The 23,288-nt window shown below is 61.0% G+C and carries 18 protein-coding genes and 1 pseudogene; 11 read left to right on the top strand and 8 right to left on the bottom strand.

Going from position 1 to position 23,288, the window contains the following annotated elements:
• Positions 1 to 55: 55 nt before the first annotated feature.
• From IFT75_RS06360 to IFT75_RS21580, 6 genes and pseudogenes are all read left to right on the top strand, one after another.
• On the top strand, positions 56 to 856 hold the full coding sequence (locus IFT75_RS06360; RefSeq protein ID WP_192053838.1) for an amino acid ABC transporter ATP-binding protein: 801 nt from the start codon (positions 56 to 58) through the stop codon (positions 854 to 856).
• On the top strand, positions 856 to 1,503 hold the full coding sequence (locus tag IFT75_RS06355; protein ID WP_096140669.1) for an amino acid ABC transporter permease: 648 nt from the start codon (positions 856 to 858) through the stop codon (positions 1,501 to 1,503). Before IFT75_RS06360 ends, IFT75_RS06355 begins: the two co-directional genes overlap by 1 nt.
• Complete coding sequence (locus tag IFT75_RS06350) at positions 1,500 to 2,156, top strand: amino acid ABC transporter permease (RefSeq protein WP_192053836.1); 657 nt, start codon at positions 1,500 to 1,502, stop codon at positions 2,154 to 2,156. Before IFT75_RS06355 ends, IFT75_RS06350 begins: the two co-directional genes overlap by 4 nt.
• 648 nt (positions 2,157 to 2,804) lie before the next feature.
• Positions 2,805 to 3,596 carry an SDR family NAD(P)-dependent oxidoreductase gene (locus IFT75_RS06345; RefSeq protein ID WP_192053835.1) on the top strand — a complete coding sequence of 264 codons (792 nt, stop codon included), beginning with the start codon at positions 2,805 to 2,807 and terminating at the stop codon, positions 3,594 to 3,596.
• A gap of 748 nt (positions 3,597 to 4,344) precedes the next feature.
• Positions 4,345 to 5,370 (top strand): annotated as a pseudogene (locus tag IFT75_RS21585) (HAMP domain-containing protein); the annotation flags it as partial.
• A gap of 69 nt (positions 5,371 to 5,439) precedes the next feature.
• Positions 5,440 to 6,225: a methyl-accepting chemotaxis protein gene (locus tag IFT75_RS21580; RefSeq protein ID WP_425311994.1), complete on the top strand. Its 786-nt coding sequence runs from the start codon at positions 5,440 to 5,442 to the stop codon at positions 6,223 to 6,225.
• Between the two features lie 84 nt (positions 6,226 to 6,309).
• Here the strand turns inward: IFT75_RS21580 and IFT75_RS06335 are convergent, their stop codons facing one another.
• A complete protein-coding gene (locus IFT75_RS06335) occupies positions 6,310 to 6,591 on the bottom strand; it encodes a hypothetical protein (RefSeq protein WP_192053830.1) in 282 nt (93 codons plus the stop codon).
• Between the two features lie 163 nt (positions 6,592 to 6,754).
• Positions 6,755 to 7,639 carry a hypothetical protein gene (locus IFT75_RS06330; protein ID WP_244652702.1) on the bottom strand — a complete coding sequence of 295 codons (885 nt, stop codon included), beginning with the start codon at positions 7,637 to 7,639 and terminating at the stop codon, positions 6,755 to 6,757.
• A gap of 252 nt (positions 7,640 to 7,891) precedes the next feature.
• On the opposite strand from IFT75_RS06330, the gene IFT75_RS06325 reads away from it, so the two are divergent.
• Positions 7,892 to 9,835: a methyl-accepting chemotaxis protein gene (locus IFT75_RS06325; RefSeq protein WP_122479224.1), complete on the top strand. Its 1,944-nt coding sequence runs from the start codon at positions 7,892 to 7,894 to the stop codon at positions 9,833 to 9,835.
• A gap of 155 nt (positions 9,836 to 9,990) precedes the next feature.
• Here IFT75_RS06325 and IFT75_RS06320 read toward each other — a convergent pair whose 3' ends face one another.
• The 5 genes from IFT75_RS06320 to IFT75_RS06300 form a co-directional block, all read right to left on the bottom strand.
• On the bottom strand, positions 9,991 to 12,321 hold the full coding sequence (locus IFT75_RS06320; RefSeq protein ID WP_244652716.1) for a TonB-dependent receptor: 2,331 nt from the start codon (positions 12,319 to 12,321) through the stop codon (positions 9,991 to 9,993).
• 167 nt (positions 12,322 to 12,488) lie between these two features.
• Complete coding sequence (locus IFT75_RS06315; RefSeq protein ID WP_199864062.1) at positions 12,489 to 13,436, bottom strand: FecR domain-containing protein; 948 nt, start codon at positions 13,434 to 13,436, stop codon at positions 12,489 to 12,491.
• On the bottom strand, positions 13,433 to 13,945 hold the full coding sequence (locus tag IFT75_RS06310; RefSeq protein ID WP_122479226.1) for a sigma-70 family RNA polymerase sigma factor: 513 nt from the start codon (positions 13,943 to 13,945) through the stop codon (positions 13,433 to 13,435). Before IFT75_RS06310 ends, IFT75_RS06315 begins: the two co-directional genes overlap by 4 nt.
• Positions 13,946 to 14,296: 351 nt before the next feature.
• Positions 14,297 to 15,487: a sugar transporter gene (locus IFT75_RS06305; protein ID WP_122479227.1), complete on the bottom strand. Its 1,191-nt coding sequence runs from the start codon at positions 15,485 to 15,487 to the stop codon at positions 14,297 to 14,299.
• A complete protein-coding gene (locus IFT75_RS06300; RefSeq protein ID WP_192053824.1) occupies positions 15,487 to 16,353 on the bottom strand; it encodes a carboxylate/amino acid/amine transporter in 867 nt (288 codons plus the stop codon). The genes IFT75_RS06305 and IFT75_RS06300 overlap by 1 nt, the downstream gene beginning before the upstream one ends.
• A 212-nt stretch (positions 16,354 to 16,565) precedes the next feature.
• Here IFT75_RS06300 and IFT75_RS06295 point away from each other — a divergent pair, with 212 nt between their 5' ends.
• The 3 genes from IFT75_RS06295 to IFT75_RS06285 all read left to right on the top strand — a co-directional run bounded on the left by IFT75_RS06295 (position 16,566) and on the right by IFT75_RS06285 (position 20,116).
• The gene (locus tag IFT75_RS06295; RefSeq protein WP_192053822.1) at positions 16,566 to 17,507 is read left to right on the top strand and encodes a LysR family transcriptional regulator; all 942 of its coding nucleotides are present in this window, start codon (positions 16,566 to 16,568) and stop codon (positions 17,505 to 17,507) included.
• Between the two features lie 154 nt (positions 17,508 to 17,661).
• Positions 17,662 to 18,225, top strand: a complete 564-nt coding sequence (locus IFT75_RS06290; RefSeq protein WP_122479230.1) for a peptidylprolyl isomerase — start codon at positions 17,662 to 17,664, stop codon at positions 18,223 to 18,225.
• A gap of 61 nt (positions 18,226 to 18,286) precedes the next feature.
• Positions 18,287 to 20,116, top strand: coding sequence for an ABC transporter ATP-binding protein (locus IFT75_RS06285; protein WP_122479715.1), 1,830 nt, complete (start codon positions 18,287 to 18,289; stop codon positions 20,114 to 20,116).
• 439 nt (positions 20,117 to 20,555) lie between these two features.
• On the opposite strand, the gene IFT75_RS06280 is transcribed toward IFT75_RS06285, so the two are convergent.
• The gene (locus IFT75_RS06280) at positions 20,556 to 21,680 is read right to left on the bottom strand and encodes a GNAT family N-acetyltransferase (protein ID WP_192053820.1); all 1,125 of its coding nucleotides are present in this window, start codon (positions 21,678 to 21,680) and stop codon (positions 20,556 to 20,558) included.
• Between the two features lie 278 nt (positions 21,681 to 21,958).
• Between IFT75_RS06280 and IFT75_RS06275 the strand changes: the two genes are divergently transcribed.
• Positions 21,959 to 23,242 (top strand): putative porin, encoded by a 1,284-nt coding sequence (locus IFT75_RS06275; RefSeq protein ID WP_192053818.1) that lies wholly within the window; start codon positions 21,959 to 21,961, stop codon positions 23,240 to 23,242.
• Positions 23,243 to 23,288: the final 46 nt, after the last annotated feature.

Below are 23,288 nucleotides of genomic sequence, written 5' to 3'. Positions count from 1 at the left end.
AAGTGTGTTTTAGAGGCCGGGTTCCAGTCTACTTGTTCGTCATTGGAATACCACCATGAATAGCGTGACTACCTCGACCATAAACTTGTCGAAAAAAACAAGCGACCCCAGCGCAGTTTTATGTATTGAAGGGGTAGGAAAGAAGTTTGGTACAATCAGAGTCTTGGAGGACGTTGATTTTTCGCTATGCAGCGGCGAAGTTGTAGCCATAATCGGGCCTAGTGGTTCCGGGAAAAGCACCTTACTGCGTTGTATCAATCAGCTGGAACCGCCTACTGAAGGAATCATTCGAGTTGGTGAAGTCGTCATTGACGCTACAAAGAAACCCTCCAAGCAAGATCTGGCCAAGCTGCAGAAAAAACTCGGAATGGTGTTTCAGTCTTTTAATCTGTTTCCCCACCTTACTGTGCTTGAAAACGTTAGCCTCGCGCAGCGCAAGGTGCTCGGCCGCAGCAAGCAGGAGGCCGATGAACGATCCATGCTGTTGCTAACACGAGTAGGGTTAGCCGCCAAAGCAGGCATGTACCCTAGTCGTTGTTCCGGCGGCCAGCAGCAACGTATTGCAATATCTAGGGCCTTGGCTCTGGATCCAGAAATCATGCTATTCGATGAGCCTACTTCTGCCCTCGATCCTGAGGTTGGCTTGGAAGTGTTGGCGGTAATGCGTGAGTTGGCCGACAGCGGCATGACTATGATTGTGGTAACCCATGAGATGCGTTTCGCAGAGCAGGTATCTGATCGGGTGGTCGTCATGGCTGAAGGCCGCATCATTGAGCAAGGCCCTAGCAAGGAGGTTATGCGTGATCCCCAAAACGAGCGTGTGCAAAGATTCCTGACCGCGGTGAGGGATCGCTGATGGAAGCCTTGATCTTTCTTGTGGCATTGCTAAAAGCAGTGCCATGGAGCTTAGCGCTGACTCTTTCTTCATTTCTGCTGGGCGCTCTTCTGGCTATCCCTTTGTGCATGATGCGTATCTCAAAGCACGCCACTCTGCGCGCAGTTGCTATCAGCGTGACTGTATTTATGAGATCGATCCCCCCAATCGTCTGGCTTTTTTTTATCTTCTTTTCCTTCAGCGAATACGTGGTTCAACTCAGTGCGTTCGTTGCGGCAATGCTAGGCCTAGGTCTAATAACGGCAGCCAACCTTGCTGAGATTTACCGCGGAGCTCTACTGGCTATACCGCACGGGCAGCGTGAAGCGTCGCACGTGCTCGGGCTAGGCTTTTGGGATAGAGCTATGTCAGTTATGGCGCCCCAAGTGTTTCGCTACTCTTTGCCAGCCTGCAGCACGTACGCGATCGGCTTATTAAAGGACACAGCTATTGCATCTACGATCGGCGTGCCTGAGGTGGCCCAAGTGGCCTACCAGCTTAGCCAGCAGACGTTTAAAGGATTAGAGATTTATGCTCTAGCCGGATGCCTTTATCTTTTGATTAGCTTCGCGATGGCATGGCTTTCACGCAGTGTCGATGCGAACCTTCGCGCTAGGATCGAACGATGAGCGAATTCTTTGGTAACTGGTCTGTATGGCTCCCCGAACTTCTAGACGGTTATAAACTTAGTCTTCAAATTTGCGCTCTAGCTCTGCTTTGGGGAGTGCCAGTTGGTCTTTTTCTGGCAATAGGCACAGACTCCAAGATCAAAATGTTGCGCATATTTTCGATCTGCATAGTGGAGCTTGGACGAGGAGCCCCGGTGCTGATTCTGCTGCAATTTTTTTACTTCGGCCTTCCCAATGTGCATGTATCGCTGAGCTCCGCAGCAGCATCGGTTCTTGCACTCGGTTGGAGTACCGCTGCCTACACAAGCGAAATCATCCGGGGTGGACTCAAAGCTGTTCCGCCTGGTCAACGGGAGGCGGCAGTTACCTTAGGTTTAGCACCCGCGACAGCAATGAGAATCGTGATAGTCCCGCAGGCGATGAGGATTTGTTTACCTCCTCTGCTCGGATTTGCTCTCGTCATGCTGCAGACGACTTCACTGTGCTTCACCATCGCATTGCCAGAGATTGTTTCGCGAGCAAACGAAATAGGTTCGGCTACATTCCAATACATGTCGGTTCTCATGCTTACAGGGCTGATGTACGCCGCAGTATGCATACCCGCTACCATCGTCGTATCGCAGATGGAAAGGCGCTTGAGCAGGCATATCTAGTTAGACACCAAGGGGTTCCGTAAACCTCCTCACATCTCCACCCCGCAACTGTTGTTGGTGGCGGACTTTAGAGCACACGGTATGAAGAGGCTCCTCACACGCTTCGCGATATACATATATTGGGTACGCACAGGACTGGGGAATCTCACGTTGTCCAAATCTACATCGCGAGAACGTGCTTCACCTAATGAAATCGACGTCCGTACCCTGCCTTGGCTTATCTAAAAATCAAGGGTCGTATCGAGCAGTGATGCGGTTTCAAAATGGAACTTGGGTGGGAGGAAGCCAAAACCACGCGTGCTGTCGTGTCCAGCAGATAGCCTTTGAGCTTAAGCCCGTCAACACTGATTTAGGTGTGAGTCAATCGAGAGGGTAGCAACATGCCCCTTGAGAGAATCCACGACGACACGTGTCGAAATTGGCCAGTAGGATGGCTCTGTCTTGGAGACAGAGGGCCGTGCTCCTGACAAACCGCCCTGTATCCGCTTGAAATACTTACTCGATTGAAAAAAAATACCCTTAGGTCTAATATGGTACCCACTGGTCTTTTTTGATGTGGATGGCTAGCGTCGGCATGACTTCCGCATTTCTTGACCTAGTGATTCATGCACCGTCTTTAACGATAATTCCATCGATCTAGGAGTCGCAATGTTTAACCTCAAAGACAAGGTTGTTGTCATCACTGGCGGTGAATCGGGGATCGGTTTGGCCGTGTGCACGTCGTTATCCAGCGTAGGCGCCAAGGTAGTCATGGGAGGGATTCAAGCAGATCGCGGTCAAGAAGCATGCCGCCAGTTGAATGACAAGGGCGGTGAAGTTGTTTTTGTAAAGACTGACGTCCGTGATCGAGAGCAAGTAGACGCATTGGTGCGCACCGCTATCGATCATTTCGGAAAGATCGATGTGCTAATCAATAATGCAGGGGTGTTTGACGGCTTTGCTGATGTGACTGAGACAACCGAAGAGCTCTGGGATCAGATCATGGCTATCAACCTTAAGGGTGCATTCCTGACATCCCAAGCCGCCCTCAAGCATATGATTCCCCAAGGATTCGGTCGAGTAATCAACGTCTCCTCAATTGGCGGCCTTGTAGGTCGAGCAGATGGTGCAGCTTACACGGCGTCAAAGTTCGGCTTGATTGGTTTCACTCGGCAGATGGCAGCGTCTCTCTCACACACTGGCATCACATTCAATACGGTTTGCCCGGGCTCTATAGCTACAGATATCCGAAGCAACTCTGCGTCGGTGATTCCTTCTGCAGCGCATCTGATGAATCGTGGGGTGGGCAGCTCGGATCCAGATGCTCTGAAAAAGGTAATTCCCGCAGGGCGTAAGGGTACCGTTGACGAAATTGCGGCAGCTATTATTTTCCTTGCTTCCGATGAAGCCAGTTATATAACTGGTCATGATCTGACCGTTGACGGTGGTTACGTAGCTTAAAGGCACTACAACACCGCTATCGAGCTAGATAATATTGCCGAGAGCGGTGTTGAAAGTATCGTCAGACAGCCCTGTTGTGCCTCAGAATCCCGAGCTGGAGGTTCCGAGCTACCCGGAGCACCTGGCGTAATGAAGCGCAGTATCTTATTCGCTGCGGCCCATTGGCCTCACGGACATAACGCCTAAAGCTTGGCGTACCCCGGTGATACCCCCTTTCGCTTCAGAACACGTGCTTTCAACTTAGTCTCACCTTTCATGCAATCATCTGCTCAGACCCTGAGGCCTATCAAATGCCTAACCGAGTGCAGCGAGCCCTGGTTCAGGCTCGAGGCGCAGAGAATTTCTTTGCATAGTAGTCGATCAGGGATGACGCTTGTGTGTAGGCGCCTGTCGAACACATCTTGCATCAGCGCGTTTGGGTGCGGGGTCAGCACACGAGCAGTGACCGGTCCGCACTGAAAGCAATTCCCTTAGCAGGAGCGGTCCGTGGCCGCGAAACAAGTGCTGCGGTGTATCAGGCACCACACGGTGCGCCCTCGTCGGCCGATGACCGTGTGGCGGAAAACCACGATCAGTTCTCATGTTCGCGCGCGCGCAGCCGAAACGCTGAAGACGACGGTTGTCGGCGCAACTCGATTGCCGCCATCCGGTGCTCGCCCCCAGTCCGACCTGCTGCCTGACAGCGCTGCTGCATCCCCAGCACGGCGCCTGGCTTTCGCCCCCTCATGCCTCGGAACCTCTAGCGTCCATGAACTTGAAATTCAGCCATAAAATCCTGATCGCCGGGTGCAGCATCGTCATCCTGGCGTTCGCCTTGTTCACGCTCTACAACGACTACCTGCAGCGCAGCGCCATTCAGCAGAACCTCAGCGCATCGGTCAAGCAGTCGGGCGAGCTGACCGCCAGCAGCGTCAAGAACTGGCTCAGCGGCCGGATTCTGGTGATTGAAAACCTGCGCCAGAACATTGCCTATCAAGGCGACCAGGCGGACTACCCGGGCCTGCTGGACCAGCCCGTGATCACCACCAACTTTCAATTCACCTACATGGGTGTGGCCGACGGCACCTTCATCCAGCGTCCCGACACCAAGATGCCTGACGGGTACGATCCGCGTCAGCGGCCCTGGTACAAAGCTGCGGTGACAGCGGATCAAGTCATGCTGACGCCGCCCTATCTGGCATCGGTGGGTGGCCTGGTCGTCACGGTGGCAGCGCCCGTCAAACGCCAAGGTCAGTTGATGGGCGTAGTCGGCGGCGACTTGAGCCTCGACACATTGGTGCAGATCATCAATTCGGTGGATTTTGGCGGGATCGGCCAGGCGTTTCTCGTCAGCGCAGACGGTCAGGTGTTGGTGTCGCCGGACAAGGATCAGGTCATGAAAAACCTGAAAGACATCTACCCCGGCAGCACGCCGCGAATCGAGAAGAATCTGCAGGAGGTCAGCCTCGGTGGCGAGGCGAGACTGCTGTCGTTCACGCCGGTCACAGGGCTGCCTTCGGCAGACTGGTACGTGGGTCTGTCGATCGACAAGGACAAGGCCTACGCCCCACTGCGCCAGTTCCGTACGTCGGCCGTGATCGCCATGGTCGTTGCCGTTCTCGCTATTGCCTTGTTGCTGACCTTGCTCATCAAGGTCTTGATGCGTCCATTGGTGACCATGGGCCGGGCAATGCGTGACATCGCGCAGGGCGAAGGCGATCTGACGCGTCGCCTGGTCGTTGAAAGCCGTGATGAATTCGGTGAACTCGGTACCTCGTTCAACCAGTTCGTCGAGCGCATCCATGCCTCCATCGGCGAGGTGTCGTCGGCTACCCGGGAAGTGCATGCATTGGCCCAACGGGTCATGCACTCTTCCAACCAGTCCATCGCAGGCTCCGACGAGCAAAGCGCCCGTACCGAAAGCGTTGCAGCTGCAATCAACGAGCTGGGTGCTGCCGCCCAGGAGATTGCCCGCAACGCCGCGCAAGCGTCGCGTCAGGCCAGCGATGCCAGCGGTCAGGCCGACGACGGTCGCCAAGTGATGACGCGGACCATCGAGGCAATAAGCACGTTATCCGAGAAAATCAGCCTGTCGTGCGAGCAGATTGAAACCTTGAACGCGGGCACCGACAACATTGGCCACATCCTCGACGTGATCAAGGGTATTTCCCAGCAAACCAATCTGTTGGCCTTGAACGCTGCCATCGAGGCGGCGCGGGCCGGTGAAGCGGGCCGTGGTTTTGCAGTCGTGGCCGATGAGGTGCGAAACCTGGCGCATCGCACCCAGGAGTCTGCCGAAGAGATTCACAAGATGATCACGGCGCTTCAGGTGGGTTCGCGCGAAGCGGTGGTGACCATGAATACCAGCCAGGCTTCCAGTCAGCAAAGCATGACGGTGGCCAACCAGGCCGGCGATCGTCTGGCCATCGTGACCCAGCGAATCGGCGAGATCGACGGCATGAACCAATCCGTTGCTGCCGCTACCGAGGAGCAGACTTCGGTGGTGGAGGCGCTGAATGTGGATATCAGTCAAATCAACATGCTGAATCAGCAGGGCGTGACCAACCTCACCGAAACCCTGCGAAATTGCGATGCGCTTTCCCAGCAGGCCAACCGTTTGAAGCAGTTGGTGGACAGCTTTAAGATCTAGCCGCGTCGGCCGCAGCGAGTAGTGGGCCCTGCTCGCTGATCTTCCGGACTGACGCATGTTGAGGTGTGCAAGCGCGGGCCGGATTCAACCCTCGGACTTGGCCTTGTTCTCTCGTTCGGCTGCAGAGTGTTGGGTTTCAGCCTTGTCGTCGCTGCTCTGCATCCACGGCTTGGCGCTCTGCTGCGCCTTGTCGATCGTCTCGTTGATCTGCTTGGCCGATTCGCTGAAGGTGTCACGCGCTGCTTCGACCAGTTGCGTCTTGGAGGTTTCGATGACCTTGTTCGCCGCGGTTTCGGCCGCGTCACAGCCGGCAAGAAGGACGGTCAGCGCGACCATGGCCGGGTAAGCGATGAGTCTGGATTGCATGGAAACCTCAGGGAGGGATGGGAATGCGCCAGATCATACCGTTACAGGTTTTTGCCGAAGCAGGGATTCTGAATCAAGGTGTGTCCTGGTAGAGGCACCAGGCCCTGGCCCCGAAGCAGATTCATCTGTAGGAGCGGTCCGTGCCCGCTCCTACAGGTAATGGTCAGTACGCCATGGACAGGCTCATGGTCACCTGAGGCACCACGCTGTCGGTTTCGCCGTTCGGGCCGCTGAGTTCGCGCAGGGTGCCATCGCGGTAGATTGCCAGGGCCTCGGCGCGGGCGCTCCAGCGTGTTTCCCCCCACTTGAAGGGCTGCTCGAGCGCCAGCCCGCTGCGGGCATAGAGACGGTCGCCGGAATCGGGACCATAGAATCCATTCCAGCCGATCCCGACCGTGCTGGGAAAACTCAAGCGCAGACCGGCATCGCTCAGGTCCACACCAGGCTCCACGCTGCCTTGGGTATACAGGCCACTGTCCCCCTGCGTACGGCTGGTGATCGCCAAACCCGGGCGCCATGCGCCAAACCCCGACTCAGCCTGGTAGGCCAGGGTGAAGCTCGCCTCCTGAGTGGTGTCGGCGACATCGTTCGGACTGGTCTTGACCGTGTAGACAAACCCCAGCCTCAACCCCTCGACGGGCGATATCACCAATCCCAGCAGGTTGTTGCTCTCGTACCAGCGCCGCGGGCTTACTCTTTCATCGCTCGATGGATCATGAAAACCGTTGCTCGTGCTGAACACCAGCCAGGCGTTGGCACGACCGTCGACAGCCTGGTGCAGGTCCAGGGCGAAACCGGCCTGGGCATGCAAGGGCACGCGACCCAGGCTTGCCGCGTCATCGTCGTAGTTGCCGCGGGCGAAGTCGCCATTGCGGACATCCACGCTCAGTTGCGGGTGAAAGCGGCCTGATTCCTCGCCGATCTCGACACTGCCCAGTGCGGCGTCTTCGGTGTCAATGGAAGGCACGCTGCGCGGTGCCGCCACGCTTGGCTGGATGACCGCGGCCAGCGCGAAGGCGAACAGTGGAAAACGAGATACGGTAAGCATGCGCGAAAGCTCTGTCAGAAAAGTCACTGTGTAGACTCTGCACGACTGAAAAAGTACCGCGAGCGGGCTGCCGGCCCACCACCGTTTAAGGTGCCGAAGCGACCGCCTGTCCGGCGCCCGCCGGACGCAGTTCAGCTTGACCTTTCGTCGCCGATAGGTTGAAAGCGATGCGAAGAACAATTCCCGAGACTGCACGCAGCACGCTGCCTTTCCTTCTGCCGACCAACACCTATAAAACCAGCGGAATACACCATGAACATCAAGCAAAAATTGACCTGGGGGTTCGCGATCATCGCCTGCCTGCCAGTGATCGTGGTCGCCGTGCTCGTCGTCTTCAACTTGCGCGAAGCTGCCAGGGCCGACTTCGTCGACAGCAGCGGGCGGGAGATCCGTCAGATCGACAATGGCATGAAGCAGTTCTTCGATGGCATCAGCCAGAACGTGGAGTACCTGGCCAAGGACCCACGTATCGTCGCCGCCACGGGTCTGAAGAATTACTCGGGCGCAGACGCCCCACAGATTCCCCTGACCGAAAACAACCAGCGTTTGCTGGAGATTTTCGACGGTTTCGCCAAAACCCATCCGAGCACCGCCTACCTGTCCCTGGGGCTCAGCGATGGCGGCTACGCCAGTTGGCCCAACGATCCGAAGATCGCCAACTACGACCCGCGCCAGCGCCCCTGGTACAAGGCGGCGATGGCCGCACCCGGCACCACCGTGCGCACGGACGCCTACTATTGGGCGGCCGATGATGTGTCGTTGATCGGTACGGTGCACAGCGTCACCGACGCTGCCGGCAAGGTGGTCGGCGTGGTGGGCCTGGATGTTTCGCTCAAGCAGATGACCGAACTGGTGAAAAACATCAAGCTGGGCAACAGCGGCTACCTGATGCTGATCGAGGCCAACGGCAACGTGTTGGTGGACCCCAGCGATGCAAAACACAACTTCAAGCCGCTGGCCGACCTGGGCGCCAACTACGCCGGGCTGGCCAGGCACGGCGACGGTTCGACCCAGGTCGAGATCGACGGCAAGGTGTACATGGCCAACATCGTCAGCTCGTCCGGGCTTGGCTGGCGCTTCATCGGCCTGATCGAGCGTGAGGAGGTGATGGCCCGGGCATCGAACCTGACCTGGCTGATCGCAGCCATCGCCGCAGCCCTGGCCGTGGTATTCGCCATCGTCGGTGCAAGCTTCGCCGGGGTCATCGTGCGGCCGATCCGGGGCGTCGCCAACGGCCTGCAGGAAATTGCCGAAGGCGAAGGCGACCTGACGCGTCAGCTGACGGTTCAGGGCAAGGACGAGACGGCGGCGTTGGCCGGGTGGTTCAACCAGTTCATCGGGATGATTTCGCAGCTGGTGCAACGTATCGGCACCGCATCGTCCGACCTGCAGGTGGCCGCCGCCGACACGCACGAGGTCGCGCGCAATATGGATGAAGTGGCTGGGCGCCAGCGCGAAGCGGTGGAGCTGGTCAGCACGGCGTTCAACGAAATGGTCGCGACGGCCAACGAAGTGGCGCGTTCCTGCGGCGAAGCGGCCACCAGCGCCGACAATGGCTACCAACAGGTCAGCGACGGTCAGCAGCGTATTGGCGAGGCAACCACCTGCGTGCTCAAACTGAGTTCGGAGCTGCAACAGTCGACTGAAACCATGCAGCTGCTGCAGCAGGACAGCAAGAACATCAACAGCATTCTGGACACCATTCGCTCCATCGCCGAGCAGACCAATCTGCTGGCGCTAAACGCCGCCATCGAGGCGGCGCGGGCCGGAGACCAGGGGCGTGGTTTTGCCGTGGTCGCCGACGAGGTGCGGGCGCTGGCCCGTCGTACCGCCGACTCGACCGGGGAAATCGACGGCCTGTTGGGCAATCTCGCTCGCCGTACCCAGGTCATCACCCAGCAGATGCAGGGGAGCCTGCAGGTGTCCCAGGACAGCGTCGAATGCATCCAGCAGGCGCGGGATAGCTTCGACAAGATTCGTACTTCGGTTGATTCGATCCGTGACCAGAACAACCAGATCGCCACGGCGGCAGAGGAGCAGCACCAGGTGGCCGAAGAAATCAACCGGCACATCGCGCAGATCCATGCCGATGCTCAGTTGGTCGAAGAGTACGCGCACACGGCACAATCGGGATCGGGGCGGCTGACAGACATTTCCGGACATCTGAAAGGGTTGGTCGGACGCTTCAAGGTTTAAGCCGATAAACCGCAGTGTCTTTTTCGCGGGCAGAGCCCGCTCCTACAGGGTCCCGCTTCAACCTGTGGGAGCGGGCTCTGCCCGCGAAGGCTTCATCGCATACCGTCTGACACACCACAGCGCCCGCTCCCACAGATGGCTGGTCCCACGGACAGTCAGAAGCCAACCGTGGCGGAGACCAGGTAGGTTCTCGGGGTGGCCAAGGTCAACCCCGGCTCGCTATCGTCCGAAGCGCCAGCCGACGCCCAGTAGCGCTTGTCCAGCACGTTCTCGACATTGGCGCGCAGCGTGACGGCCTTGCCCTGCACCTTGAACGCGTACCGCGCACCCACGTCGAATCGCTCCCAACTGTCGATTTCCTTGCTGTTGGCTTGATCCAGGTACTGCGCGCTGGAGTAGATCCCGCGTCCACTGAGCGTCAACCCTGGCAAGGCCGGCACGTCCCACTCTGCACCCAGGTTGACATTGAGCTCGGGCGTGGCGGGTGCACGGTTGCCATCGAAGGCGCCTGCCGTGGTACCGCTCAGCTCGCTGTCGATGTACATCACCCCGCCCAGCAGGCGCACGCCAGCAAGCGGCTCACCAAACACGCTCAATTCCACGCCGTTGTTTTCGCGCTTGCCATTGGGCCCGAAGGTGCGGGTGACGGTGTTGGTTTCGTACGCCGGCTGCTTGATACGAAACGCGGCCGCGGTGATAGCCAGGCTGCCCAGATCGTACTTGGCACCCACCTCCACCTGGCGGCTGATGAAAGGCGGGAAAATCTCGTCCTCGTTGATCGAGGTGGAAGGCGCGATCTTGCCCTGGCTCAGGCCTTCCAGATAGTTGGCATACAGCGACAGCTCGTCGGTGAGTTTGTAGAGCACGCCTGCCGAAGGCGAAAACTTCTCCTCGTCGTAGCCCGTATCGCCTTTCACCCCATCGCTCCAGTCATCGACCTTGACCCGCTGCCAGCGCCCGCCCAGGGTCAGCAGCAAGCGGTCGTCGAAAAAGCCGAGGGTGTCGGACAGCGCCACGCCGTCGAACCTGTTCTCGGTATAGACCTTCGCGTCCTGCCGCGTGGGATTGTTCGGAGTCGGCGTCGCTATCGGGTCGTAAAGGTTGCTGCGCCCCCTGGCGTAGCGCGCACCGCCATTGGTGAAGTCCATGTAGAAATGACTGGCGGCCAGATTCACCTCATGGCTGACCGAGCCGGTCTGGAACCAGTTGCGCACGCCCACCGTGGCCGTGCGCACGCTCTCGTCGCGGGTGAAGTCGCGGGGCAGTACCTCGAAGGCACCGGCATCGTTGGTGACGGACACGTTGTGCCGGAGGAAATCGTGGTTGCTTTCCCGTGCACCGATGCTGCCGTACAGCAGGGTCGAATCATTCAAATCGTATTCGCCATTGAACGCCCCGAACGTATCCTCGGTACGCGCCTTGCTCCAGCGTTGCGCGTAGTTGTCGCGCACATGGTTGGCACCCGGCACGCGCGCGTTGACACCGACCTGGACGCGCTCCTGCGGCGCATCGGTATCACGTGCGGTATGCCCCAGGTCGGTGGAAAGCCGCAGGCGCTCGCCGCGAAAATCCAACCCGATCACGGCCATCTCGCGGTCCACGCTCTGCTGGTCCCACGTGGTATCACCTGCTTGCTTCACCGCATTGAGGCGGACACCAAAGCGCTGATCTTCACCAAAGCGGCGGCCGACATCCACCGCGCCGCCGGCCTGGCTGTCGGAAGCGTAACTGGCGGTGAACTCGTTGATCGGCGTATTGGTGGCACGCTTGGGCACCACGTTGATGCCGCCACCGACACTGCCCCGCGGGGAAATGCCATTGATCAACTGACTGGGCCCGCGGAGGATGTCCACTCGGTCGGCCATTTCCATGTCGATGGAATACGTGGGCAGTATTCCGTACAACCCGTTGTAGGACACATCGCTGTTGAACAGGCTGAAGCCACGAATGGTGAACTGTTCGAAACGCCCACCTGCCGGGTTGGTGGTACGCACTGCCGGGTCGCTGGCCACCAGATCGCCCAGGGTGCGGGCCTGCTGGTTCTTGGTGGTCTCGCTGGTGTAGCTGGTCATGCTGAACGGCGTGTCCATGAAGTCCCGCGCACCCAAAAGGCCTTGCGAGCTACGCCGCGCCACCTGCCCACCGGCATACGGCTCGCCTGCAAGGCTGCCTTGCGCGGCACCGGTCACCGTGGTGGGGGTGATTTCCACGACGTCTGCCCCTTGGGGCGCAGCTACCAGGATATAGGCATTCTGCCCCACCGCCTGCAGACGCAGACCGCTACCGGCCAGCAACTGGGCGAAACCGCTTTCGACGCTGTACTCACCGGCCAGCCCGGCGCTGCGCCGACCATCGACCAACGCGGGGGCGACCGACAGGCTGACACCGGCCTGGCTGGCAAAGCGTGTCAACGAAGCGGCAAGATCGCCCTGCGGCACGCTGTAGACGCGAGCGCCGCCATCGGCAAGGGCCATTTGCAACGGCATCGGCGCCAGGCCGAGCACCACGCTGAGGTGCAGCGCACGCGCATAGTGGGTCGGTGGCTTGCGGGTGGACCGGGGGAACGAACGAGGGGGCCGTGCGGGCATGGCTGAAGGCTCTTTGAGTGTGCTTACCTTTCCATGACAAGCGAGCGCGCAAAAGGGGACAGGCGCTACGCGGATTTTTCCTGCGGCACCAAGGTGGCCCAATAGCGCGTGCGCCACTGCACGCTCAGCGGCAGGCTGACCGCCAACAGATTCAATACCTGATCAGGCTCGTCCAGGCGAAAACTGCCGGTCACGCGCAGGGCTTCCAGTTCGGGCTGCCAGCGCAGAATGCCGGGGCGATAACGGTCCAGCTCGCGCAGAAACTCCCCCAGGGGCTGGTTGAGGGCAACGATCACGCCTTCGCGCCAACCCGGTTGGCGAGGATCGAAACCGGTGATCGGACCAGGCCCTGCGTCGGATAACTGTATACGTTGCCCCGCGCGCAAGGTAAGCGCGGCAAAGCCTGTGGGGCGAACCTCTGCCTGCCCGGCAAGCACCGACAGCCGACAGACTCCGCTGCCCTCGCGGACGTTGATCTCACCCTGGTCGAGCCTCACGTCGGTGAGCGCCGTGCGGATGTGGAACGGCGTGGCATCGGCCAGGCGCAACATGAATTCTCCGCGCCGCAGAGTGAGTTGCCGTTTTTCGGCATCGATATCGACCGCCGTCGAGGTATTGATATGCAACACGCTGCCATCGGCCAGTGTCAGTCGACGCCGCTCGCCAGTCCCGGTGGCCTCATCGGCGCGCCAGGCGTCGAGGGGCAGCTCGCGCGCGAGCCACCAGCCGGCGGGGGCCACTACGGCTACGCCCAGCAAGCCCTTGAGCATGTCGCGACGGCCTGGCGCCGGACGATCCAGGCTGGCCATGGCCAGCGCTGGCGGCAGGATCTGAAAGCGGCCCTTGAGCGCCGATACCCGCCGCCAGGCCGACTCGTGGGCGTCGCTGGCTTCACGCCAGCGTTGCAGGCGGGCAAGATCCTGCTCGCTGACCGCGCCGGACTCGATGCACACCCACCAGCGTGCCGCCGACCGGGCAACCCGACGTGCTTCGTCGCTCGGCTCGGGGCTCAGCACAGCTCGGCCAGCAGGCAGTGCTCGTAGGCCTGCGCCATGTAGCGCTTGACGCTGCGCTCGCTGACCTGCAACCGTTCGGCGATTTCCCGGTACCCCAGCCCCTCCAGCTGGCTGAGCAGAAAGGCGCGGCGAACTGCGGTGGGCAAGCCATCGAGCAGCTGATCCAGGGCGTGCAGGGTTTCCAGCACCTGCCAGCGCTGTTCCGGCGAAGGCGCGACGTCTGCAGGCAGCGTGGCGAGCGCATCCAGATAAGCTTGCTCCAGGCTGCGCCGTTTGTAGAAGTTCACCAGCAGACGTTTGCCGACGGTCTTGAGATAGGCGCGAGGCTCCTGCAGGTCAGCCACCGACTGAGGGCTGGCCAGCACCCGGACGAACGTATCCTGGCTAAGGTCCGCCGCATCCCAGGCACTGCCCAGCCGGCGGCTGAGCCACTGCTCCAGCCAGCTGCGATTGTCGCGGTAGAGCGTTTCGAACGCCCGAACGTCCGCCCCCGCAAGATCGACCATCATCGGCACCTGTCAGATGTAAATGAGATCGATTGTATTTTAAAAAGGGTTGCAAGCGGAACCGTTAGTTACGCCCTCGATGCTGTATCCGACCAGCACGCGGTCACCCAGGCAAACCGCATGCGCCGCCGACGCGGCTCGCGCCGCTGCTACAGGGACCGCGTTGCCCTGTATCAGGCCTCAACGCGTTACCCCAGAAACACCGCATTCCCCTGCATCCGGCCTTAACGCGTTCCCCCGACCCCCCGCATTCCCCTGTATCGCGCCTCAACGCGTTACCCCAGAAACACCGCATTCCCCTGTAGCAGCGGCGCAAGCCGCGTCCGGGATCGGCGCGGTGTTGCAGACCGGTCAACCCGAGGCGGGTGCCGAATGACCACGCCGATACGTGGTGTGCCAGCACAGCAGCAAGCCCGCCCCCGCCATCAGCGCACCGACGCTGCCGATGTTCGCCACCCCCAACTGGGTGATCACCACACTGCCCAGCAGCGCCCCACCGCCAATGCCGACATTATAGATGCCCGAATGCAGCGCCATGGCCACGTCCGTGGCATCCGGCGCCAGCTCGAGCACCTTGGACTGCATCGCCAGGCTGAAGCACATGATCGATATGCCCCAGACCACGCTCACCACACTCAGGTAGGTGGCGTGGCGCGCCAGCGGCAACAGCAGCATCAGGCACAGGCCCAGCAGGGCGATCGACACCACCATGAAGCTACGCGGATAACGGCCGCTGTAGCGGCTGAATACCAGGGAGCCGATCACCCCCGCGCCGCCGAACAGCAGCAGCAAGGTCGTGGTCATCTCCCCGCTCATGCGTGCCGCCGCCTGCACGAACGGTTCGATGTAGCTGTAGGCCGTGTACTGCGCAGTGATCACCAGCGCCGTGGTCACGTACAGCGCGACCAGCACCGGGCGCTTGAGCAACATGGGCAGGCTGCGCAGCGAACCGGAGTTCTGACTCGGCAGCGCCGGCAGGCTTTTCGCCAGCCACAGCCCCACCGCCGTCGCCACCACACCGATTCCGACGAACGTGGTGCGCCATCCCAGCGCCTCGCCCACCACCCGCCCCAGCGGTACGCCCAGCACCATGGCCAGGCACGTCCCGGTGGCCAACAACCCCAACGCCTGGGTGTGCTTGCCCGGTGGCGCCAGCCGCACCGCCAGCGATGCCGTGATCGACCAGAACAGGGCGTGGGCAAAGGCGATACCGATGCGACTGGCCAGCAACACTGCGTAGCTCCAGGCGACACTGGACACCACATGGCTGACCACGAACAGCATGAACACCCCGATCAGCAACCGGCGACGTTCGACGTTGCGCGTCAGCAACATGATCGGCAACGACATCAGCGACACCACCCAGGCATACACCGTCAACATTAGCCCTACTTGCGCCGTTGGCATGGCGAAGCTCTGACCGATGGACGTCAGCAGCCCGACCGGCGCGAACTCCGTGGTATTGAAGATGAACGCCGCCAGTGCCAGCGCGATGACGCTGGACCAGTTGCGTGTGGACGTTTCTGTGGATCCTGTTTTCATCATGCTTGCACCTTGCTGTCACGCACGCCCAGACGGCTCAACCACACCGAGAAAAGGATCACACCGCCACCCAGGAACAGCCGTCCCAGTGGTTCGTCCTGGTTCCAGATCAGCAAGTTGAGCAGCAGACCGACCGGTACGTGGAGGTTGTTCATCACCGCCAGCGTCGCCCCCGGCACAAGGCTTGCGCCCTTGTTCCACCAATACATGCCGAGCGCCGTCGACACCAGCCCGAGAAACGCCAGCACGCCCCATTGCAAGGGCGCCTGCGGCAGGTGGTCGGAGTTGCCGAACAGCAGGAATGCCGGAAGCACCACCAGCAAGGCGCCGACATAGAAATAGCCGAAGCGACGGTATTGCGGCTGATCGCTGGGGTGGCGCGCGAGCAGATGCTTGTACAGCACCTGACCGGCAGCATAGGTGAAGTTGGCCACCTGCAACAGCAGGAAACCGATGAAGAAGTCCGGGCTGACGCGGTCGAAGCGGATCACGGCGGCACCTGCCACCGCGACCAGGGCCGCTACCAGCGCCCAACGGTTGAAACGGCGATTCAGCGCATCCTCGATCAAGGTCACGTGCACCGGCGTCAGAATGGTGAACAGCAGCACTTCCGGCACGCTCAGCACGCGAAAACTGAGGTACAGGCACACGTAGGTAATGCCGAACTGCAGCGCGCCGATCAGCAGCATGGCGCGCAGAAAGCGCGGTTCGACCTGGCGCCAGCGGGTCAGCGGCAGGAACACCAGCCCGGCGAGCAGGACCCGCGCGAGGACGGCAAAATAGCTGTCGACATGACCGGCGAGGTATTCGCCGATCAAGCTGAAAGAGAAGGCCTGGATGAGGGTGACGATCAGAAGGTATTGCATGGTGCGCCCCGAATTTGCGAGGCGCGGACCTTAGCGCATCTGGGGCAGGTCAGGCCAGTGAAGCCAGCGTGGGATCGATGGAAGACCCCTGGATACCTGCCACGACCCATCAAATAAGTTGTCTTGTCCGATCATTCCTCTACCCTGTGGCGCATCGGGACGGATCGCTGCACCCTCGGGCGGGCGGTGCGCACAAGACACAGGAGTCGAAGATGAAAGCGCCGCGCGTCACCCTTGATCAATGGCGAACCCTGCAGGCCGTGGTCGACCATGGCGGCTTCGCCCAGGCGGCCGAAGCCCTGCACCGCTCGCAGTCTTCGATCAGCTACACCGTGGCCCGCATGCAGGACCAGCTCGGGGTACCGCTGCTGCGCATCGACGGGCGCAAGGCGGTGCTCACCGACGCCGGGGGCGTGCTGCTGCGCCGCTCCCGGCAACTGGTCAAGCAGGCCAGCCAGCTGGAAGACCTTGCGCACCACATGGAACAGGGCTGGGAAGCCGAAGTCCGCCTGGTGGTCGACGCGGCCTACCCCAACGCGCGGCTGATTCGTGCCCTGACCGCGTTCATGCCGCAGAGCCGCGGCTGCCGAGTGCGGCTGCGCGAGGAAGTGCTGTCGGGGGTCGAGGAAGTGCTGCAGGAAGGCGTCGCCGACCTGGCGATCAGCAGCTACAGCATTCCGGGCTACCTGGGCGCCGAAATGAGCGCCATCGAATTCATTGCCGTCGCGCACCCCGAACACGCCCTGCTGGCCATGGGCCGGGCGCTGAGCGTGCAGGACCTGCACGGCCACATGCAGGTGGTGATCCGTGACTCGGGGCGCCAGCAACCGCGCGACGTCGGCTGGCTGGGCGCAGAGCAGCGCTGGACCGTCGGCAGCCTGGCCACCGCCGCCAGCTTCGTCGGCAGTGGCCTGGGCTTCGCCTGGTTGCCCCGGCACATGATCGAACGCGAGCTGCGCGAAGGCACCCTCGCCGCCTTGCCTCTGGAACAGGGCGGCAGTCGGCACCCCACGTTCTATCTGTATTCGAACAAGGACAAGCCGCTGGGTCCGGCCACGCAGATTCTCGTCGAACTGCTGCGCACTTTCGATACCGCCCCGCTGGACGTGCCGATCCCGGCGCTGGAGCAGGTGGTGCTGGATCAGGGCGCCTGACCCCCTCGTCCTGCGAACATTCGGTAACATTGATTTTGCCCCTGCGACTCGCCGTGGCCGTCCTTTGGCGGCACGCTTGCCACACATTGCCCCGAACGCTTGCGCCGCTTTTGGCTCAAAGCATTTGCCTCCCCTTTTCAAGGACTTCACACCCATGCTGAAAAAAATCCTTCTGGCCGCCTGTTCCCTGTCCCTGGCGGGCCACCTGATGGCCGCCGACGCCCAGCACCCTCACGTGTTGCTCGACACCAGCATGGGCCCGATCGAAGTCGAGCTGGACGCAGCCAAGGCACCGATCAGCACCGCCAACTTCCTTGCCTACGTCGACAAGGGCCACTACAACAACACCGTGTTCCACCGCGTGATTCCGGGTTTCATGGTCCAGGCTGGCGGCTTCACCGCAGACATGCGTGAGAAGGCAACCCAGGGTCCGATCAAGAACGAAGCCGACAACGGTTTGCACAACGTCCGGGGAACCCTCGCGATGGCTCGCACTCAAGTAAAGGACTCGGCCACCAGCCAGTTCTTCATCAATCAGAAGGACAATGACTTCCTCGACCATGGTGGCCGTGATTTTGGCTATGCAGTCTTCGGCAAGGTGGTCAAGGGCATGGAAGTGGTCGACCAGATCGCCAACGTGCCGACCACGACCTCACGCGGCATGCAGAACGTGCCCAGTGATCCGGTGATGATCAAGTCGGCGAAACGCGTGGACTGATCCGCACGCCACGTCGGCCCCGGCCAGGACCGTCAACCCGCACAGGAGAGCACGCTTGAGCATTTATCGCCGCTTCGAACAATGGATCGATATCTTCCGCGAAGCGCCTACGGAAACGCCCCCCAACAAAGTACTGGCCTTCTACATCTACTACCTCAAGCAGGTGTGGCCCAGCTTCGCCACCCTGTTGGTGGTGGGCTTGATCGGTGCATTGATCGAAGTCGCACTGTTCCGCTACCTCAGTCGCATCATCGACATGGCCCAAGGCACGCCCAACGTGCACTTCTTCAGCGACAACGCGCTGGAGCTGACCTGGATGGTGGTGGTGGCGCTGGTGTTCAGGCCTATTTTCATCGGCCTGCATGATCTTCTGGTGCACCAGGCGATCAGTCCCGGCATGACCAGCCTGATTCGCTGGCAGAACCACAACTATGTGCTCAAGCAGAGCATGAATTTCTTCCACAGCGACTTCGCCGGGCGCATTGCCCAACGCATCATGCAGACCGGCAACTCGTTGCGCGATTCGGCGGTCGCCGCAGTCGACGCCCTGTGGCACGTACTGATCTACGCGATCAGCGCCCTGGTGCTGTTCGCCGAGGCCGACTGGCGGCTGATGATCCCGCTGATCCTGTGGATCGTCGCCTATGTGATAGCGCTTTATTACTTCGTTCCAAGGGTCAAGGAACGCTCGGTAGTGTCTTCGGACGCGCGTTCGAAACTGATGGGCCGCATCGTCGACGGTTATTCCAACATCGCCACGCTCAAGCTGTTCGCCCATACCAGCATGGAGCAGCAGTACGCGCGTGATGCGATCAGCGAGCAGACCGAGAAAACCCAACTGGCAAGCCGCGTGATCACCGCCATGGACTTCGCCATCACCACCATAAACGGCCTGTTGATCGTCGCTACTACGGGGTTGGCGCTGTGGCTGTGGACGCAGTCGCTCATCTCGGTGGGCGCGATTGCCCTGGCCACCGGCCTGGTGATCCGTATCGTCAACATGTCCGGTTGGATCATGTGGGTGGTCAACGGTATCTTCGAAAACATCGGCATGGTGCAGGATGGACTGCAGACCATCGCCCAGCCCGTCAGCGTGACCGACAAGAAAGGGGCTCCACGGCTCAAGGTCGACCGCGGCAACGTGCGCTTCGAAGACGTGCACTTCCATTACCCCAAGGGCGACAGCATCATCGAGGGTCTGACCCTGGATATCCGACCGGGCGAGAAGATCGGCCTGATCGGCCCCTCAGGGGCGGGTAAGTCGACTCTGGTCAACTTGCTGCTGCGCCTGTACGACCTGCCCAGCGGCCGCATCCTGATCGACGGCCAGGACATTGCCGAGGTGACCCAGGAGAGCCTGCGTGAGCAGATCGGCCTGATCACCCAGGACACCTCGCTGCTGCACCGCTCGATCCTCGACAACCTGCGTTATGGCAAGCCCAATGCTACCGAGGAGCAGGTCTGGGAAGCGGTACGCAAAGCCCGCGCCGATGACTTCCTGCCGCTGCTGTCCGACAGCGAAGGCCGCCGTGGTTTCGACGCCCATGTGGGTGAACGCGGCGTGAAGCTCTCCGGCGGCCAGCGCCAGCGCATCTCGATCGCCCGTGTCCTGCTGAAGAACGCGCCGATCCTGATCATGGACGAAGCGACTTCGGCGCTCGATTCCGAAGTCGAAGCGGCGATTCAGGAAAGCCTGGAAACTTTGATGAAAGGCAAGACCGTGATTGCAATTGCTCACCGCCTGTCCACCATCGCCAAAATGGATCGCCTGGTCGTGCTGCAGAAAGGCAAGGTGGTCGAAATCGGCAGCCATACCGAGCTACTGGCGCAGCGCGGTCTGTACGCAAGGCTGTGGCATCACCAGACCGGCGGTTTCGTAGGCATGGACTGATCACCCCTGTGGGAGCGGGCTATGCCCGCGAAAGGCAACACTGCGGTCTACCAGACACACCTCAGTGCACCCTTCGCGGCCACTGACCGCTCCCACAGTTGATCGCATGACCGCATGTCACCCCCCCCCCTGTAGGAGCGGGCTCTGCCCGCGAAGGCAACGCTGCGGTCTGCCAGACACACCTCAGTGCACCCTTCGCGGCCACTGACCGCTCCTACAGTTGATCGCATGACCGCATGTCACACCCACCCTCCTGTGGGAGCGGGCTCTGCCCGCGAAGGCAACGCTGCGGTCTGCCAGACACACCTCAGTGCACCCTTCGCGGCCACTGACCGCTCCTACAGTTGATCGCATGACCGCATGTCACACCCCCCCTTGTAGGAGCGGTCATCGGCCGCGAAAGGCGCGCCGCGATGCATCAGGCATACCCATGGAATGTTCAGGCCTGCCGATACGGCAAGGCTTCCCGTGCCTGATCGGCGTAGGCCAGCACCCCTGCCCGCTCGGCCTGCAGAAAATTCTCCACCGCATCGCGCAACCCAGGATGGCGCAGGTAGTGCCATGAGCGGGTGATCACCGGCTCGAACCCGCGAATCAACTTGTGCTCGCCCTGCGCCCCGGCATCGAACCGCTCGATGCCGTGGGCGATTGCATAGTCCATGCCTTGATAGAAACAGGTTTCGAAGTGCAGCCGGTCATACTCGGCCAGGCAGCCCCAATAACGGCCGTAGAAACTGCCCCCACCCACCAGGCTGAAAGCCATGGCCACCGGACGCCGCTCGTGAGTCGCCAGCACCAGGCGAATCGCCTCGGGCATCCGTTCGGCCAAAAGGCTGAAAAAATCCCGGGTCAGGTACGGCGAACGCCCGCGTACCAAGTACGTATTGGCATAACACGCATAGACGAAATCCCATTCGGCTTCGCTCACCTGCGCGCCTTCGCGCCATTCGAACTCGATACCCTGGGCTCGCACCTGCTCCCGCTCCTTGCGCATCTGCTTGCGCTTGCGCGAGCTCAGTGCGTCGAGAAAATCATCGAAGTCCCGATAGCCTCTGTTGTGCCAGTGATACTGGCAACCCAACCGCTCCATCCAGCCCTGCTCGGCCCTCAACAGTTCATCGAGAGCGGGGTCGGTGAAATTGACGTGGGCACCACTGAGGCCTTCCAGCTCCAGATAGCCCGGCACACAGCGCAGCAGCTCGACCCCGTCCCCAGGGAGACGCGCAAGCAGTCGCGGACCACTCACCGGACTGAAGGGCACCGCGCCAAGCAGCTTGGGGTAATAGTCGATACCGGCGCGCTCGCAAGCGTCGGCCCAGCCGTGATCGAACACGTACTCCCCGTAGGAATGCCACTTGCGGTAGCTGGGCAACGCCGCCACCAGCCGCCCGTCTTCGATCTGCACCAGGTGCTCGGGCGCCCAGCCCGAGCGCTCGCCCAGGCTGCCGCTGTCCTCCAGCGCGCTGAGAAAAGCATGCCGCAGGAACGGCTGCGGTTCAGGCAGCAGCGCGTCCCACTGCGCGGCGTCGATGGCGGACAAGCTGGCAGCTACATGCAGCGGCATCGGTAGGGCTCCAATTGACGGGACGTGCCGCCCAGTATCGCGCAGGCTCTCGTCGCGGTCACCCGCGAATACGGTGCCATCACTCGGCAAAGGCTCTGGCTCAAGCTATTCAGTCATTTCAGTGTCATCGCTAAGCCATTGTTCTGACATTATTTTGTCATCACCCCTCGCAATACTTGCGCCAGTTTTCCGGGGTCAGCCACGCCGTCTGCCAGGCGCGTCCGGAAGTACTTTCAGGCTCGGCGCTTGCCGGCCTTTTTTGCGATAGGGAGAATGTCATGCGTCGTGTTTCAACACTCACCAAGGTCAGCCTGAGCGCCACCGTCCTCATGGCCATCAGCACCCAGGCCAGTGCCGCGGTCGATGCCAAGCTGCTCGACATGCTGCGCGCCAATGGCTCGATCAACGCTGCGCAATACGCCGAATTGAAGACCGAGCTAGACGGTGAGAAACAGGCCCAGCAAGTGGCCGCCGCCGAACAATCGAAGAAGATGAGCGCGTTCGACCAGAAAGTCGCCTGGGCCGCAAAGACACAGATCAAGGGCGACGTACGCCTGCGCCACGAAAGCATCAACGTCGATGGCGAGCGCGATGGTTCCAGCGGCGACCGCAACCAGGACCGCCAGCGCATCCGCGCCCGCATCGGCGTCTACAGTGAAATCAACCCGCAGGTCGATGCCGGCATCCGCGTCGCCACCGGCAGCAGCGCCGACGCCCGCTCCACCAACCAGAGCCTGGACGGCGCCTTCAGCAAGAAATCCATCTGGCTCGACCAGGCTTACCTGGACTGGCACCCTACCGCCATCAAGGACCTGCACCTGATCGGCGGCAAGATGAGCCAACCCTGGGTCAGCATGGGCGACGTGATCTGGGACGGCGACATCAACCCCGAGGGCGTAGCCGCCACCTACAAGCTGCCTCTGGGCGGCGCTGAACTGTTCGGCAGCACGGGCTACTACGTACTGACCGACAACATCGACGGCGAAGGTCGCCAGTTCGAGCACGACCTGCGCATGTACACCGGCCAGGCCGGCGCGCGCTTTGCGCTGGGCGACAACGTCAAGATGACCCTGGGCGGCAGCGTCTATTCCTACGACAATGACAACGCCACCAACGCCGCCGCCGTGCTGGCCGTCAACGGCAACGCCTCCACCGAATTCACCCTGTACGAAGGCTTTGGTCAACTGGACATCACCGGCCTGCCGTTGCCGCTGTCGGTCTATGGTCAGTACGTGGTCAACGGTGATGCCGAAGCCACCGCTCTGGTCGGCAAGCAGGACACTGCCTGGCTGGCCGGCTTCAAGACCAAGTTTGCCGGCTTCGGCCTGGACTACAACTACCGCGACGTGCAGCGCAACGCCGTGGTGGGGGCTTTCACCGACTCCGACTTCGCCAACGGCTTCACCGGCTCACGCGGCCACAAGGTCAAGCTGGGCTACGAAATCGACAAGAACTTCGCCGTGGGTGCCACCTACTTCCTGGCCGAATCCGACGTTGCCAGCCGGACCCGCACCGATGCCGACGTGAACACCTTGCAACTGGACCTGGAAGCCAAGTTCTAACTCCACATCGCCCTACTGAAAAAGGCGCAACGTGCGAGTTCATCGC

The organism is Pseudomonas sp. CFBP 8758, assembly GCF_014841725.1.
Classification (GTDB): domain Bacteria; phylum Pseudomonadota; class Gammaproteobacteria; order Pseudomonadales; family Pseudomonadaceae; genus Aquipseudomonas; species Aquipseudomonas baltica.
Note: the sequence above shows the minus strand (reverse complement) of the source record. Positions and strands in the feature narration are given on the sequence as shown.

Coding starts and splice junctions, on each gene's coding strand:
- IFT75_RS06295 (WP_192053822.1), top strand. CDS start 16,566: ATGAAAGCGCCGCGCGTCACCCTTGATCAATGGCGAACCCTGCAGGCC.
- IFT75_RS06280 (WP_192053820.1), bottom strand. CDS start 21,680: ATGCCGCTGCATGTAGCTGCCAGCTTGTCCGCCATCGACGCCGCGCAG.
- IFT75_RS06310 (WP_122479226.1), bottom strand. CDS start 13,945: ATGGTCGATCTTGCGGGGGCGGACGTTCGGGCGTTCGAAACGCTCTAC.
- IFT75_RS06330 (WP_244652702.1), bottom strand. CDS start 7,639: ATGCTTACCGTATCTCGTTTTCCACTGTTCGCCTTCGCGCTGGCCGCG.
- IFT75_RS06325 (WP_122479224.1), top strand. CDS start 7,892: ATGAACATCAAGCAAAAATTGACCTGGGGGTTCGCGATCATCGCCTGC.
- IFT75_RS06335 (WP_192053830.1), bottom strand. CDS start 6,591: ATGCAATCCAGACTCATCGCTTACCCGGCCATGGTCGCGCTGACCGTC.
- IFT75_RS06345 (WP_192053835.1), top strand. CDS start 2,805: ATGTTTAACCTCAAAGACAAGGTTGTTGTCATCACTGGCGGTGAATCG.
- IFT75_RS06290 (WP_122479230.1), top strand. CDS start 17,662: ATGCTGAAAAAAATCCTTCTGGCCGCCTGTTCCCTGTCCCTGGCGGGC.
- IFT75_RS06360 (WP_192053838.1), top strand. CDS start 56: ATGAATAGCGTGACTACCTCGACCATAAACTTGTCGAAAAAAACAAGC.
- IFT75_RS06300 (WP_192053824.1), bottom strand. CDS start 16,353: ATGCAATACCTTCTGATCGTCACCCTCATCCAGGCCTTCTCTTTCAGC.
- IFT75_RS06275 (WP_192053818.1), top strand. CDS start 21,959: ATGCGTCGTGTTTCAACACTCACCAAGGTCAGCCTGAGCGCCACCGTC.
- IFT75_RS21580 (WP_425311994.1), top strand. CDS start 5,440: ATGCACTCTTCCAACCAGTCCATCGCAGGCTCCGACGAGCAAAGCGCC.
- IFT75_RS06355 (WP_096140669.1), top strand. CDS start 856: ATGGAAGCCTTGATCTTTCTTGTGGCATTGCTAAAAGCAGTGCCATGG.
- IFT75_RS06305 (WP_122479227.1), bottom strand. CDS start 15,487: ATGAAAACAGGATCCACAGAAACGTCCACACGCAACTGGTCCAGCGTC.
- IFT75_RS06320 (WP_244652716.1), bottom strand. CDS start 12,321: ATGCCGTTGCAAATGGCCCTTGCCGATGGCGGCGCTCGCGTCTACAGC.
- IFT75_RS06350 (WP_192053836.1), top strand. CDS start 1,500: ATGAGCGAATTCTTTGGTAACTGGTCTGTATGGCTCCCCGAACTTCTA.